The organism is Streptomyces sp. NPDC005803 (genome assembly GCF_040630435.1).
Lineage (GTDB): Bacteria > Actinomycetota > Actinomycetes > Streptomycetales > Streptomycetaceae > Streptomyces.
This window is the reverse complement of sequence record NZ_JBEXXO010000010.1, coordinates 1-14,382: the sequence shown is the minus strand read 5'-3', so window position 1 is coordinate 14,382 and position 14,382 is coordinate 1. Positions and strand designations below refer to the sequence as shown.

Genomic DNA, 14,382 nt, shown 5'->3' with positions numbered 1-14,382 from the left:
CGACAGGGGGCCGACCGTGCGTCGCACCGTACTTGAGCAGTTTCCCGCCGGGGGCCCGCGGGGCAGTTGGCCCGCCGAGGAGTTCGCCGCGGCCCGCCGCGGGGAGGGCGTCGCGGCGGAGGTCGTGATGGACCTGGAACAGGACGCGTTCCTGGTGGTCGTCCCGCAGCAGTCTTCGGACCGGGGCCGTTGACGCCCCGGGGACGCACGGCGAAACGGCCCCGCAGCTCAGCGCTCGGCACGCGGCACGGAGCTCGAAGCTCAGGACACAACGGCGGCCCGCGGTGCACGTCGCCCGGTGATACGGCCCCGGCAGCGGGTCGGTCCAGCGGGCCGAGTGGCACCTCCGACGACGACGCGGCGGCCTCGTCCCACCGCGGGCCGGTTCAGGGCGCTAAGGGGCCCGGTTCAGGGCGCTAAGGCGTGTCGCCCCGCCAATCCCACTTGTTCGAATCCTCCGCCCGCGGGCCGTACTCGGCCCGGCCGCCCGCTCCGTAGGCGCCGATCTCGGTGACCAGCGCGGAGCCGTCCGCCAGCGCCACCTTCGTCCAGCCGGTCACGTCCAGCAGCAGCCCGTCGAGCGGGCCGCCCACCAGCTCCCGGTAGACCCGGCCCGGCCGGGGTCCTGGGTCGGGGTCGTCGTGATCGGCGCCGTACACCCGCCGCCGCATGATCTCGTCCATGCATGCAGGATCGCACCCGCCACTGACATCCGCCGGTGCGGGAGCACCGAGCCCCGCGCCGTTCACGCTTCCGCCCCCCGGGAAAGGCGGGGGGCGGCCCGGGCTCACCCCACCACCATTCCCGCCCCTCCACGCTTCGGTCACAACTCCATCACTTACGGAACATGAGTCTCCCCTCGCGCGTGCGGTGTGGCTACGGTCGTCTCTCCACACACTTCCGGGGGGATTCATGTCGCACGATCCGTCAATGCACCAGCCGCCTTGGGGACAGCCGCCGCAGCCCTCGGGGCCCCTCCCGTACGTGCCGCCGACGCCTCCCGACCGCAGGCCGGGCTGGACGAGGAAGCGCATCATCATTCCCGCGGCCGTCGTCCTGTTCTTCATCGGCGTCGGCATCGGCAGTTCGGGCGAAGGCGACCGGACGGAGAAGGCCGCGACCGCGAAGCCTTCTCCCGCGGCGACCGTCACGGCGACCGCGACGGAAACCGCCGCACCCGCCCCCGCCGTGACCGAAACCGTCACCGCCAGCCCCAAGCCGGCCCCGACCGTCACCAGGACGAAGACCGTCACGGTCACCGTGGCCCCCGAAGCCGCAGCAGACACCTCCGGAGATTCCGGGTCGGACGACGACGGCGGCTCGGCCTACTACGCCAACTGCTCCGCCGTTCGCGCGGCCGGCGCGGCTCCGATCCGCACCGGCGAGCCCGGCTACGGGCGCCATCTCGACCGGGACGGTGACGGCGTCGCCTGCGAATAGGCGATGACCGGCTCGCCGGTCGCCGCTTGCCGGAACCCGATTCCCTGCTGGAGGCGGCACGCCTGGCGCCCGAAGGGGTCATCGGCCGGCAGGCCACCGTCGATCTGCTGGCCGATCTGGTGGGTGCGACCCCGGTCCCGGGCAGGGAGTTGCGCCGTCTTGCCTCACGCTGTGGACTCCCGGCGTGACGAGACGAGTTCTGTACCTGATCGCCTGTGCCGCCGGCCCAACCCAGTACGTCGACGTGGGGGTTCGGCAGGCGGTGGCCCGCGGCTGGGACACCTGCCTGGTCATGACGCCGTCGGCTGCCATGTGACAAGTTGCCGTCGGAGAGCGACGCGCTCCCGAAGGCGGACGCGATGCTCGTCGCGCCGATGTCGTGCACGACGCTGAACAAGTGGGGCGCGGGGATCAGCGACACTCTGGCGATCGGGTTGCCGTCCGAGGCCGTGCACAGGGGAGTTCCCGTCCTGGCGATGCCCTACTTCAACCAAGCCCAAGGGGCCCAGCCAGCCGTAGCCCGGAGCATCGCGGACCTGCGCGCCCAGGGCGTGGTGTACCTCGACGGCCCCGGCGGCTACAACGCGCACCCACCGAAGAACGGCGACCCGCAGGCGTTCCCCTGGCATCTCGCCTTGGATGCGGTCGGGGCGATTGTCAGCCCGTCGTCGTAGAATTGACGCATGCCCCCTTCCTCTACGCCTGCCACGCCTGCGCGTTCGCTGGCCGCGGTGAACGCGGACATCCGCGCGCTGTGGGCGCGCGGCGGCCGGCTGTCGCCGGAGGGGCGGAGGGAGTACGAGCGGCTCCTCGCCGAGTGGGCGGCCGTGGTACGGGGCGACGTCGCCGAGGCGGCGTGAGTCGGTCGACCGGGCGGTTCAACTGGGTGTGCACCGGCAGGGGATGAGAGCTGGGGGCTGCCTACGCTCCGCGCCTGCAACGATGACCGGCCAGTAAAGGGCCGCGGCTGCCTGCGCGGCACAGATAGCCTGCGCCCGTGAAGCGGATTCAGCGGGCCGCCGGCGAGGACACCGACCCCCTCGCCGCGCTCCCGGACATTCTGGCTCATGTCCACCCCGACCACCGCGGCCGTTACGCCACCGTCCTCGCGCCCGACTGGCACCCCGATCAGGCGACCGAGTCCAACGGTGCCGTATGGCCCTGCCTGGGCTCCGCCGTGTGGGCCCTACGGGCCACCGACAGCTTCGAAGACGCGATACGCGCGGCGATCGACCTCGGCGGTGACACGGACACCGTCGCCGCGGTGACCGGAGGCCTCGCGGGGGCGTACTACGGGCTGGACGCAATCCCCACGCGCTGGACCCAGCCACTCCATGTTCCCCTCCCAGGATTCGACGGACGGGTGCTGCACCTAACAGATCTGCTCGATCTGGCACACCGCCTCGGAGGCTGAACCGGGTGCTGCTCCGCACTCTCCCCGAACTCCGGCCCTCAGCCGCAGTCACCTGACCAGTGGCTCCGCGAGGCGGACGACTCGATCGTGTCAGCCTCGAAGTGGCTGGGGCACGCTGATGCTGCGATCACCCTGCGGGTGCAGGCACCCGCGGGCCGCTCCGAAGCCGCCTCACGCGCTCTCGGCGTTTGTGTACGGCGTCACGCGGCCGACGCTCTCCTTGAGGACGAGGTCGATCAGTCCGGGGAACCGCTGGTCCAGTTCTTCCTTGCGCAACGTGTTGAAGCGGCGGGTGCCGACGTCGTGCTGCCGGATGACGCCGGCCTCGCGCAGGACGCGGAAGTGGCGGGTGAGTACGGACGCGGTGACGTCCTGGGTGAAGCCGCTGCAGGCCAGACCGGGCGAGGCGGCGAGGGTGACGACGATGGTGAGCCGGGTCTCGTCGGTCAGAGCGCTCATGATCTTGAAGAGGTCGAAGTCGTCCAGGTCGGGGTGGACGAGCGGGGACGAGGTGCGGCTGGCCATGGGAGAAGGGTAGCGCTCACACTCATGTTTGCGTCGACGCGTACATAGGTTAGAGTCGAGGAGCGGGTGAATTTCACCCCGCTATCCACCGAATTACGCAAGAGGACTCATGCCTGTCGGCACTTCAGAACTTTCTCCCGTTCCGTCGCTTTTCTCCCCCGTCTCCCTCGGGAAGATAGAGCTCGCCAACCGCGTCGTCATGGCACCGCTGACCCGGATCCGGGCCGGTTCCTCCGGCATCCCCGGGGACCTGATGGCCGAGTACTACCGGCAGCGGGCGAGCGTCGGGCTGATCATCAGTGAAGGCACCTACCCCGACCACGCGTCGCAGGGCTGGGTCGGTGCGCCGGGCATCGCCACCGACGAGCAGGCGGCCGGCTGGCAGAAGGTGACCGAGGCGGTGCACGCCGAGGGCGGACACATCTTCCTGCAGATCATGCACGCCGGCCGCGCCAACCACCCCGACATCAACGGCGGCCGCCGCATCCTCGCCCCCAGCGCGATCGCCATCGACGGCCAGACGTTCACGCCGACGGGCCAGCAGCCCTTCGCCGTGCCGGAAGCGATGACCACCGCCGAGACCCGGGAGGCCCTGGAGGGCTTCGTCGCAGCGGCCCGCCGGGCCGTCGAGGCGGGAGCGGACGGCGTGGAAATCCACGGCGCCAACGGCTACCTGCTCCACCAGTTCCTCGCCCCGGGCGCCAACCGGCGCACCGATGAGTACGGCGGCTCCCCCGAGAACCGGGCTCGCTTCGTCGTCGAGGTGGTCACGGCGGTCGCCGAGGCCATCGGCCCCGAGCGGGTCGGGCTGCGGATCTCCCCGGAGATCGTCCTCTCGGACGTCTTCGAGACCGACCGGGACGACGTCCTGGCCACCTACGGCACCCTGGTGGACCAGCTGCGCCCGCTGGGCCTGGCCTACCTGTCCGTCCTGCACGGAGAGCCGGGCGGCGAGCTGGTGCAGGAGCTGCGGCAGCGCTTCGACGGCAAGCTCCTCGTCAACAGCGGCTTCCTCGGGGGACAGTCCACTCGCGAGGAAGCGCTGCGGCGGATCGAGGACGGCCACGCCGACGCCGTGGTCGTGGGCCGCGCCGTCATCGCCAACCCCGACCTGGTCGAACGCTGGCAGAACGGACATCCCGAGAACGAGCCGCGGCCGGAACTCTTCTACGCACCCGGTGCGGAAGGCTACACCGACTACCCCTTCCTCCAGACGGCTTGAGGCCCTTCGCACCTGTCCCTACTGAGGCCCGCCGGCCCGGCAGGTTGCGCTGCCTGCGGTACGACGCATAGCCCGAACGGGCAGGGCGTGTCCGAAGGTGACAGCCCGGGCATCCGTCAGCGGCCGGCGCGACTCCGTACCGTCCGGCGCGACGGTCCTGACCTCGAACGCGACTCCGGCGGGCCGGCAGAACCGCAGGCAAGGCCCCTCACGCACGCTCCACTTCGGCGACCCCACCCCTTGACGCACGGTCGCATCGCCCCCTGCACGATCAGATGCAGTCAAGTTGGCGGAGGCTCACTCCATGCCCGAGGCCGGCGGACGGGGCAGGGCGGCGACGGACGCCTGGTTCGCAGGCCCCTCTCCGGTCTCCGATTCTCAAACGTTCTCCCCCATCTGCGCAGGTCGGAGTGGCTACTTGCTGGAACCCAGGGTGAGTCCTGCGATGAAGTGCCGCTGGAGCAGCAGGAAGACGATGAGGGTCGGGAGCGCGACGATCACCGAGCCGGCGGCGAGCAGGTTGTAGTCCGTGAAGAACTGACCACGCAGGTTGTTCAGCGCCGAGGTGACCGGGAGTTTGTCGCCGTCGGAGATGAAGACCAGTGCCCAGAGGAAGTCGTTGTACATCCAGGTGAACTGGAGTGTTCCCAGGGCGGCGAGGGCGGGGCGGCACAGGGGCAGGGTGATGCGCCAGTAACGCGTCCAGACGCCCGCCCCGTCCACGACGGCCGCCTCCAGGATCTCCTGGGGCAGGGTCCGCATGAAGTTGGCCAGGACGAAGACGCAGAAGCCGAGCTGGAATCCGATCTGGACCAGGATGACGGCCCAGTAGGAGTCGAACATCGTCATCGAGTCGGACATCCAGTAGGGCAGCGGGATGCGGTTGAAGACGACGTACAACGGCGTGACGATCACTTGTTGCGGGAGCAGGTTCCCCGCGGTGAAGAGCATCAGCAGGACGAGCCCGCCGCGTAGCCTCAGCCGGGCGAGCGCGAACGCCACGAACGAGGCGAGGAAGAGGGTGACGAGGACCCCCGGCACCGCGATGATCATGGTGTTGACGAAGTACTTCGTCATCCCCGAGTCGGTGAACGCCTGCCGGTAGTAGTCCAGCGAGAGATGGCGGGGCAGCGAGAAGTAGCCGTGCTCCGAGGTCTCGCCGTAGGGCCTGAGCGAGGCGTACACGGCGAGCAGCAGGGGGGCGAGGAAGGCGAGCGAGACCGTCATCAGGAAGGCGTGCACCCCGAGCCGGCCGGGGCGGACCCTGCGCCGCGGCGTGACGGCGGCGGGAGGCGCCGGACGGGCCGGAGCTGCTTGCGTGGTCATCGGTCCTTCTCCCCTCGGATCTCCTGGACCAGATACGTCACGACGAATCCCAGGGAGACGGCCAGCAGCACGACGGCGATGGCGGAACCGAACCCGATCCGGCTGGCCTCGCCGATGATGTTGTCGGTGACGAGCACCGACAGCAGTTCCAGGCCGTTGCGGCCGTGGTTGACCGCGTACACGATGTCGAAGGCGCGCAGCGACTCGATGACGGTGATGACGCCGACGATGATGTTGACCGGGCGCAGCGTCGGCAGGACGATGCGGAAGAAGGTCTGGGTCTCGCTCGCCCCGTCGATCGCGGCGGCCTCCTTGAGGGAGGAGTCCACGGCCTTGAGTCCGGCGAGGTAGAGGATCATCACGTAGCCGGTGTGGCGCCAGGCGGCGGCGAGCAGGACCATCCAGATGTTGAGGTCGGGATCGCCCAGCCAGTCGGTCGGCGATGCGGTGTCACCGACGATCGCGTTGAGGGCTCCCTGGTCGCGGGAGAAGACCAGCTGCGTGATGAAGCCGACCACGGCGAGGGAGAGCACGACGGGCATGTACAGGGTCGACTGGTAGAAGCGGCTGAAGCGCACGCCCTTGTCGATGAGTACGGCGAGGAGCAGCCCGAACGGTGTGGCGACCAGGCCGAGGAAGGCGAGCCAGAGCAGGTTGTGGCGGGCGGCGGGCCAGAACTGCGGGTAGTTCGTGAAGAGGTTCGTGTAGTTGCGCGTCCCGACCCACTCGATGTCGCCGATGCCGTCCCAGCTGGTGAACGACAGGGCGACGGAGGCGAGGGTCGGACCCCACACGATGGCGAGGTCGAGCAGGACGGGTATGCCGAGCAGCACGCCCAGCACGACGAGGTCGCGGCGGGTGAAGCGCCGCGAGCCCCGTCGTCCGGCGCGCCGCCCCGAGATGAACGACACGGTCGGTACTCCCGGTTCAGTCCGAGGCGAAGATGGTCTTCTTCTGCCGTTCGATGTCGTTGACCAGGCCGTCCACGTCGTTCGGACTGCTGATGAACTTCTGGATCGCCTGGATCATGACCGTGGACGAGAAGTCCGGGCGGGTGTCACGGTCCAGGAACTGGGAGATCTGCTTGGCCCCCGAGACCAGGTCGACGGCCTTCTTCTGGATGGCGGAGTACCGGGAGGTGTCCGCCTGGTCGCTGACCGCGATGTTGTTCGGGTCGCTCTTGAGGTAGATGTCCTCGGCCTTGCCGGTGGCGAGCCACTTCAGCAGGTCCTTGGCGCTCGCCAGGCTCTTGTCGTTCTTGAGGTTCTTGGACTTCTTCGCCAGCAGGAACCCGTCGATGGGCGCCTCGACGGCGTCCTGCCCGTGCTCCGGGTTGATGACGGGGAAGGGGAAGAAGTCGAGGTCGGCCTGTTCGGCCTTGGGGAACTGGGCCCCGGGGTGCGGCAGGCCGAAGACCGCCATCCCCGCCTCGCGCTTCTGGAGGCTGGTCGCCGCCTCCTGCCAGGTGCGGCCGTTGGCGCCCTGCTGGCAGTACGGGAGCAGGCGCCGCCAGGTGTCGAAGACCTCCCTGACCCGTTTGTCCGTCCAGGCTTCCTCGCCGGCCATGAGGCTCTTGTGGAAGGCGTATCCGTTGGTCCGCATGTTGATGTAGTCGAACGTGCCCATCGCGGGCCAGCCGTCCTTGTCGCAGAACGCGATGGGGACCAGCTTGTCCTTCTGCATCTGCTTGGCGAGGGCCACGTACTCGTCCAGCGTCCTGGGCGCCTGATAGCCCCGTTCGGCGAAGAGGCTCTTGCGGTGGAAGACGGCCCACGGATAGTAGTAGTACGGCGTGAGGTACTGCTTGCCGTCCTCCCCGCTGGACTGGGCCTTCAGGGCGTCCGAGAATCCCTCGTAGCCCTCCCAGTTGTCGCTGATGTCGTACAGCAGCCCCTTCTTGGCGAAGAACTGCATGCGGTTTCCGGCGAACCACATGAAGACGTCGTCTGGCTTGCCCTGCAGATAGCGGTTGATGTTCTCCTGAAAGGTGTTGTGGTCGACGGTGTTGACCTTCACCTTCCGGCCGTCCGACTGGGCGGCATACGCCTTGAAGGCGTCGGCGAACGCCTTCTTCGGAATGGGGTCGGACGAATTCGAACCCAGGGTGATGGTCTTGCCGTCACCGCCGGGGCCCCCTCCGCACGCGGTGAGCAGCGCGGGGAGCGTGACCGCGCCGGCTCCGACTGCCGCGCCACGCAGCAGACTTCGCCGGGACATCCGATGTCCCGCGACGCTGCCGGGCAGATCTGACCTGTCGTACGAGTGCGCCATGACCCCCTCCTCCGGAAGGCAACCCAACACAACCGAACGTGCGCTTGGATCTCACCTCCAACCAGCAGCGCCGTCAAGGGTTTTGACGAGATGTCGAACAACCGCCACCCCCCCTCTTCCAACAGACTTCAACACGCTCTAACGTAATCGCTCGTCTTGGCGTGCACATGACGCCCTTGATTCCGCACGAGTACGGAGGAACGTCACGATGCGTCATCTTCCAAGCCGTACGACCCGCACGAGCCGTCACAGAGTCATCGGAGCGCTGACCGCGGGTCTCCTGTGCGCGGCGGGAGCCGCCGTTCCCGCCTCCGCCCAGTCCCCGGTTCCCGCTCCCGCTCCGGCGCGGGCGGCGGACGCACCGGCCGGCAACGGTCTCGCGCTCACCCCGCCCATGGGGTTCAACAACTGGAACTCGACCCATTGCCGCGCGGAGTTCGACGAGGCGATGGTCAAGGGAATCGCCGATATCTTCGTGGAGAAGGGGCTCAAGGAAGCGGGCTACGAGTTCGTCAATCTGGACGACTGCTGGGCGAAGCCGCAGCGTAATGCGGACGGCAAGCTGGAAGCCGATCCGGTGCGTTTTCCGAACGGGATCGCGGCCGTCGCGGACTACGTCCACTCGAAAGGTCTCAAGCTCGGCATCTACACCAGTGCGGGCACCAGGACCTGCGACAGTGTCGGGCTCCCCGGCGCGCTCGGACACGAGTACAGCGACGCGCGGCAGTTCGCCGACTGGGGTGTCGACTACCTCAAGTACGACAACTGCAACAACCAGGGCGTGGACGCGAAGGAGCGCTACACGACCATGCGGGACGCGCTGGCGGCCACCGGGCGCCCGATCGTCTACAGCATCTGCGAGTGGGGCCAGAACAAGCCCTGGGAATGGGCAGCCGGGCTGGGCAACCTCTGGCGCACCACGGGCGACATCAACGACAGCTGGAGCAGCATGCTGTCGATCATGAAGCAGAACCTGCCGCTCGCCGCCGCCGCGGGCCCCGGCCACTGGAACGACCCCGACATGCTGGAGGTCGGGAACGGCGGGATGACGAACACGGAGTACCGCACCCACTTCTCCATGTGGTCGGTGATGGCCGCACCGCTGCTCATCGGTTCCGATCTGCGCACGGCGACGCCCGAGACGTACCGGATCCTCTCCAATCACGAGGTCATCGCCGTCGACCAGGACCCGTTGGGCCGGCAGGGCGTCGTGCTCTCCTCCGACGGCGGACGATGGGTCGTGGCCAAGGAGATGCAGGACGGCAGCCGGGTGGTGGCGCTGTTCAACGAGACGGGAAGTGCGCAGCGGATCTCGACGACGGCCGCCGCGGCGGGGCTTCCCCAGGCCGACGCGTACACCGTGCGTGACCTGTGGGAGCACACCACCCGCAACACGGCGGGCGGCCTCTCCGCTACCGTCCCGGCCCATGGCACGGTGATGCTGCGCGTTGCCACCGACAGCCACTGGGCGGCGTACCCGCCCGCGGTGGGGCTGGCGCTGGACGGCGACCCGCTGGTGGAGGCCGGCCGCACGGCCCCGCTGACGACCACGGTCACCGATCTGGGCCGGACGCCCGCCGTGAGCGTGTCGGCCGCGCTCACCGGGCCGGCCGGCTGGCAGGTCAGGGCCGGCTCCGCGACCACGGCGGCGGCGCTGCCCACCGGGCGGGCGCTGACCACGCGCTGGCGGGTGACGGCTCCGGCCGGCACCGCCCCCGGAACGTACGACCTGACACTCACCGCGCAGTACCGCTCGCCCTCCGGAGAGCGCGTGCGGTCCTCCGTCCCGTTCCAGGCGCACGTGGTGGTGGCTCCCCCTGCCGGCGGCGGCTACCTGAGCGATCTGCCGCAGCTCACCGCGTCCAACGGCTACGGACCGGTCGAGAAGGACACCAGCAACGGTGAGAGCGCGGCGGGCGACGGGCACCCGCTGACGATCGGTGGCGAGGTGTACGCCAAGGGGCTGGGCGTGCACGCGTCCAGCGCCGTCGAGTACTACACGGGCGGCGCGTGCAGCACGGTGACGGCACGCGTCGGCGTCGACGACGAGAAGGGAGCCAAGGGGAGCGTGGCGTTCGAGATCTGGTCGGACGGCACCGAGGTGGCGTCGACCGGGGTGCTGACCAACTCCATGGCAGCGCAGTCCGTCTCGGCCGACGTCAGCGGCGCGCAGGTCGTACGCCTGGTGGTCACCGACGGCGGCGACGGCGTCGACTCCGACCACGCGGACTGGGCGGACCTCCGCATCACCTGCTGAGGCCGTCCGCCGAGGTAGGACGGGACCCGCGAGGGACCGGGTGGCGGCGTCCGGCGTCGCCACCCGGGGAGAGCCCGCGATGAACGGCGTCCGGCGTCGCCACCCGCGGGGAAGCCCGCGGACCGCGGCGTCCGGCGTCGCTACCGCCGTGCGGGACGAGAAACCGTCCGGAACGGTCCTAGACGGGGACCACCCCGTCCGCACCGACGCGAGCGGCGAAGGCCGCAGCCGCCGCGCCCACCAGCCCCGCGTCGTTGCCCATGACGGCGGGAGCCACGGTCAGCTTCTGGACGAACGACAGCGTCGCGTACCGCCGCAGGGCACTGCGCAGGGGGGTGAACAGCACCTCGCCCGCACCGGCCACTCCGCCACCGATCACCGCGATGTCGATCTCGACCAGGGTGGCCGTCGCGGCGATGCCTGCCGCCAGTGCCTGTGCGGCCCGTTCGAACGAGGCCACGGCGACCGGGTCGCCCGCCCGGGCGGCCGCCGCGACCGCCGCCGCGGTCGCGTCGCCATCCGGACCGGGCCGCCAGCCGCCCTCCACCGCGCGGCGGGCGATGTTGGGACCGCTCGCGATGCGCTCGACGCAGCCGCGCGACCCGCACGGGCACGGGTCGCCGTCGAGGTCGACGCTGATGTGCCCGATGTGACCCGCGTTGCCGCTGGGACCGGGGTGGAGCGTGCCGCCGAGGACGAGGCCGCCGCCGACGCCGGTCGACACGACCATGCACAGCGCGTTGTCGTGGCCGCGGGCTGCGCCCAGCCAGTGCTCGGCCGCCGTGACCGCGACCCCGTCACCGACCAGCTCGACGGGGAGACCGCCGGTCGCCGCACTCACCCGCTCCACCAGCGGGAAGCCCCGCCAGCCGGGCACGTTGACGGGACTGACCGTGCCGGCGGCGGCGTCCACGGGCCCCGCACTGCCGATGCCGACGGCCGTCGCCCGGCTCCACAGCGGCGACGCGGACAGCTCCGCCAGCACGTCGGCCACCGCCGCCATCACCGTCTCGCCGTCCTCGCGGGCGGGCGTCGGCCGCTGCACCCGCACGCGGAGCGTGCCGTCGCCGTCCACCAATGCGCCGGCGATCTTGGTGCCGCCGATGTCCAGCGCGGCGACGAGGTCGGTATGCATCGGTGTGGCTCCGTGGGTGAGGGGGTGGGACCTGCGGCTTCAGTGAACAGTCTGCCTAGTCTCCATTCAGCTGACAACGTTGTCCAGGGCCTATGCTCGACGCCACAGCCTCCGGCCTCCTCCGCGGCACCCCGCGCGGCGCGTCCGGACAGCCCGTACCCGACGACAGGACAGCGCACCGTGGCAGAGACCGCCCGTCACCCCGAGCCCCGTTACGGCAACCGGCCGACCATGAAGGACGTGGCCGCCCGTGCCGGAGTGGGCCTCAAGACGGTCTCGCGGGTGGTCAACAGCGAGCCGGGCGTCACACCCGACACCGAGCGCCGGGTCCAGGAGGCCATCGACGCGCTCGGCTTCCGCCGCAACGACAGCGCCCGCGTGCTGCGCAAGGGCCGCACCGCGTCGATCGGCCTGGTCCTGGAGGACCTCGCCGACCCGTTCTACGGCCCGCTGAGCCGCGCCGTGGAAGAGGTGGCCCGCGCGCACGGCGCCCTGCTCATCAACGGCTCCAGCGCCGAGGACCCGGAGCGCGAGCAGGAACTCGTGCTCGCCTTGTGCGCGCGTCGGGTCGACGGGCTCATCGTGATTCCGGCCGGGGACGACCACCGCTATCTCGAGCCGGAGATCAAGGCCGGCATAGCGACGGTCTTCGTGGACCGCCCGGCGGGGCGGATCGAGGCCGACATGGTGCTCTCGGACAGCTTCGGCGGCGCGCGCGAGGGCGTCGCCCATCTGATCGCGCACGGCCACCGCCGGATCGGGTTCATCGGTGACCAGCCGCGGATCCACACGGCCACCGAGCGCCTGCGCGGGTACCACACCGCCATGACCGACGCCGGGATAGTGGTACAGGACTCGTGGGTGTCGCTCGGTTCCACGGACCCCGAGCGGGTCCGTCTGGCCGCCGAGACCATGCTCGGCGCCCCGGAGCCCGTCACGGCGCTCTTCGCGGGCAACAACCGTGTGACGGTGACCGCGGTGCGCGTTCTGGCCGGCCGCGAACGCCCGGTCGCCCTGGTCGGCTTCGACGACATCGAGCTCGCGGATCTGCTCGGCATCACCGTCATCTCCCAGGACGCGGCGGCCGTCGGCCGCACCGCGGCCGAGCACCTCTTCCGGCGGCTCGACGGCGCCGACCACCCGCCGGCACGCGTCGAGCTCCCGACGAAGCTGATCCCGCGTGGTTCGGGCGAGCTGCGTCCGGCCTGACCGGACGGCAGCACGCGCGGGCGGACTACGGCGCCGTCACCGTCAGTCCGCCACGCCGCGGGGAGGCGAAGGCGTCCAGGCCGGCGCGGGTCAGTCCGGTCAGCCGGGCCACCTCCGCGGTGTCCAGGGCGCCGCAGTCGATGCCGCGCAGCAGGTAGCCGCTGAGCGCCTTGGCGGTGGCGGGTTCGTCCATCACGTCACCGCCCGCCTTCGCCACGTAGGCGGCGAGCCGGGCCGCGGCCTGCTCCAGGCCCTCGCGGTAGAAGGCGTAGACGGCCGCGTAGCGGGTCGGGAGGTGGCCCGGGTGCATGTCCCAGCCCTGGTAGTAGGCGCGGGCCAGGGCGCGCCGGGTGAGGCCGTAGTGGAGCCGCCACGCCTCGTGGACCCGGTCGGTGGGGCCGACGGGCAGGACGTTGGTCGAGCCGTCGGAGACCCGGACGCCGGTGCCCGCGGCGGCCACCTGCATGACGGCCTTCGCGTGGTCGGCCGCCGGGTGGTCGCTCGCCTGGTAGGCGGCGCTGACCCCGACGCAGGCGCTGTAGTCGAACGTGCCGTAGTGCAGACCCGTCGCCCGGCCCTGCGCGGCGTCGATCATCCGGGCGACGGCGGCGGTGCCGTCGGCGGCGAGGATCGACTGGCTGGTCTCGATCTGGATCTCGAAGCCGAGCCGTCCGGCGGGCAGTGCGTGCGCCTTCTCGAAGGCTTCGAGGAGCTGGACGAAGGCGGTGACCTGTTCGGGGTACGTCACCTTCGGCAGGGTGAGCACGAGCCCCTCGGGGAGCCCGCCCGCCTCCATGAGGCCCGTGAGGAAGACGTCCGTGGTGCGGATGCCGCGGTCGCGTACGGCGGCTTCCATGCACTTCATCCGGATGCCCATGTACGGCGCCGCCGTGCCGTTCGCGTACGCCTGGGAGACGAGCCGGGCCGCGCGGGCCGCGGTCTCGTCCTCCTCGGCGTCGGAGCGCGGGCCGTAGCCGTCCTCGAAGTCGATCCTCAGGTCCTCGACCGGCTCACGGCTCAACTTGGCGCGTACCCGGTCGTGGACGGCTTCGGCGAGCCCGTCCGGGATGCCGAGCACGGCGGCCAGGGAGGCCGCGTCGGGGGCGTGTTCGTCCAGTGCGCGCAACGCCTGGTCGCCCCACGAGCGGATGGTGGACGCGGTGAAGGCGTCCCCGGGCACGTACACGGTGTGGACGGGCTGGCGCGTTCCTGGGTCGCCCGGGTAGCGGCGGGCGAGGTCGGCGTCCACCGGTGCGAGGGAGGCGCTGATCCCGTCGCTGACCGCACCGGCGAGGCTCGTCGCCACTTTCTCCTGCTGACCCATGGCCGCACCCTCCACACTCTCATTGTTTCCGCTTCCCGGAATCAACAATCCGTATAGTGAAGTTATAAGGCTGGTGTGTTTGCGTCAATGGTGAGCGGAAACGGCGCGGGGCCGCGCGGTGGGTTTCACCGTGCGGCCCCGGGCCGTTGGCCGTGCCGTGTGCTGTGTGCTGTGTGGCGTGCTGCGGGGTCAGCCCTTGCGGGCGGTGATCTCCTCGGTGAGCTGGGGCACGACGGTGAAGAGGTCGCCGACGACGCCG

Annotated in this window: 14 protein-coding genes and 2 pseudogenes; 9 read left to right on the top strand and 7 right to left on the bottom strand. The window is 70.4% G+C overall.

The window, feature by feature from the left end; genetic code table 11:
• Positions 1-16 precede the first annotated feature (16 nt).
• On the top strand, positions 17-193 hold the full coding sequence (locus ABZ454_RS15995) for a hypothetical protein (protein ID WP_187284892.1): 177 nt from the start codon (positions 17-19) through the stop codon (positions 191-193).
• A 223-nt stretch (positions 194-416) separates the two neighbouring features.
• On the opposite strand, the gene ABZ454_RS15990 is transcribed toward ABZ454_RS15995, so the two are convergent.
• Complete coding sequence (locus ABZ454_RS15990) at positions 417-683, bottom strand: hypothetical protein (protein ID WP_351001252.1); 267 nt, start codon at positions 681-683, stop codon at positions 417-419.
• Between the two features lie 247 nt (positions 684-930).
• Between ABZ454_RS15990 and ABZ454_RS15985 the strand changes: the two genes are divergently transcribed.
• The 5 genes and pseudogenes from ABZ454_RS15985 to ABZ454_RS15965 all read left to right on the top strand — a co-directional run.
• Positions 931-1,440: an excalibur calcium-binding domain-containing protein gene (locus tag ABZ454_RS15985; RefSeq protein WP_359538400.1), complete on the top strand. Its 510-nt coding sequence runs from the start codon at positions 931-933 to the stop codon at positions 1,438-1,440.
• Between the two features lie 26 nt (positions 1,441-1,466).
• Positions 1,467-1,628, top strand: coding sequence for a hypothetical protein (locus ABZ454_RS15980; RefSeq protein ID WP_359538398.1), 162 nt, complete (start codon positions 1,467-1,469; stop codon positions 1,626-1,628).
• Positions 1,625-2,114: pseudogene (locus tag ABZ454_RS15975) on the top strand (flavoprotein). Before ABZ454_RS15980 ends, ABZ454_RS15975 begins: the two are co-directional and overlap by 4 nt.
• A gap of 9 nt (positions 2,115-2,123) precedes the next feature.
• Positions 2,124-2,300, top strand: a complete 177-nt coding sequence (locus tag ABZ454_RS15970) for a hypothetical protein (RefSeq protein ID WP_356315681.1) — start codon at positions 2,124-2,126, stop codon at positions 2,298-2,300.
• A gap of 164 nt (positions 2,301-2,464) precedes the next feature.
• Positions 2,465-2,854: pseudogene (locus tag ABZ454_RS15965) on the top strand (ADP-ribosylglycohydrolase family protein); the annotation flags it as partial.
• A 171-nt stretch (positions 2,855-3,025) separates the two neighbouring features.
• Here the strand turns inward: ABZ454_RS15965 and ABZ454_RS15960 are convergent.
• Positions 3,026-3,379 (bottom strand): helix-turn-helix transcriptional regulator, encoded by a 354-nt coding sequence (locus ABZ454_RS15960; RefSeq protein WP_356315679.1) that lies wholly within the window; start codon positions 3,377-3,379, stop codon positions 3,026-3,028.
• Positions 3,380-3,488: 109 nt separating this feature from the next.
• On the opposite strand from ABZ454_RS15960, the gene ABZ454_RS15955 reads away from it, so the two are divergent.
• Positions 3,489-4,601 (top strand): alkene reductase, encoded by a 1,113-nt coding sequence (locus tag ABZ454_RS15955; RefSeq protein WP_359538397.1) that lies wholly within the window; start codon positions 3,489-3,491, stop codon positions 4,599-4,601.
• Positions 4,602-5,015: 414 nt separating this feature from the next.
• Here the strand turns inward: ABZ454_RS15955 and ABZ454_RS15950 are convergent, their stop codons facing one another.
• The 3 genes from ABZ454_RS15950 to ABZ454_RS15940 are packed head-to-tail and all read right to left on the bottom strand — an operon-like array spanning position 5,016 to position 8,144.
• On the bottom strand, positions 5,016-5,927 hold the full coding sequence (locus ABZ454_RS15950) for a carbohydrate ABC transporter permease (RefSeq protein ID WP_359538395.1): 912 nt from the start codon (positions 5,925-5,927) through the stop codon (positions 5,016-5,018).
• Positions 5,924-6,838 carry a sugar ABC transporter permease gene (locus ABZ454_RS15945; protein WP_356315670.1) on the bottom strand — a complete coding sequence of 305 codons (915 nt, stop codon included), beginning with the start codon at positions 6,836-6,838 and terminating at the stop codon, positions 5,924-5,926. Before ABZ454_RS15945 ends, ABZ454_RS15950 begins: the two co-directional genes overlap by 4 nt.
• Positions 6,839-6,854: 16 nt before the next feature.
• Entirely contained in the window at positions 6,855-8,144 is a 1,290-nt protein-coding gene (locus ABZ454_RS15940; protein WP_359538730.1) for an ABC transporter substrate-binding protein, read from the bottom strand.
• Between the two features lie 262 nt (positions 8,145-8,406).
• On the opposite strand from ABZ454_RS15940, the gene ABZ454_RS15935 reads away from it, so the two are divergent.
• Complete coding sequence (locus ABZ454_RS15935) at positions 8,407-10,455, top strand: NPCBM/NEW2 domain-containing protein (protein WP_359538393.1); 2,049 nt, start codon at positions 8,407-8,409, stop codon at positions 10,453-10,455.
• Between the two features lie 178 nt (positions 10,456-10,633).
• On the opposite strand, the gene ABZ454_RS15930 is transcribed toward ABZ454_RS15935, so the two are convergent.
• Positions 10,634-11,590, bottom strand: a complete 957-nt coding sequence (locus tag ABZ454_RS15930; RefSeq protein WP_356315664.1) for an ROK family protein — start codon at positions 11,588-11,590, stop codon at positions 10,634-10,636.
• A gap of 180 nt (positions 11,591-11,770) precedes the next feature.
• On the opposite strand from ABZ454_RS15930, the gene ABZ454_RS15925 reads away from it, so the two are divergent.
• On the top strand, positions 11,771-12,799 hold the full coding sequence (locus tag ABZ454_RS15925) for a LacI family DNA-binding transcriptional regulator (protein WP_359538391.1): 1,029 nt from the start codon (positions 11,771-11,773) through the stop codon (positions 12,797-12,799).
• Positions 12,800-12,824: 25 nt separating this feature from the next.
• Here the strand turns inward: ABZ454_RS15925 and ABZ454_RS15920 are convergent, their stop codons facing one another.
• On the bottom strand, positions 12,825-14,123 hold the full coding sequence (locus ABZ454_RS15920; protein ID WP_359538389.1) for an aldolase: 1,299 nt from the start codon (positions 14,121-14,123) through the stop codon (positions 12,825-12,827).
• Between the last annotated feature and the right edge of the window lie 259 nt (positions 14,124-14,382).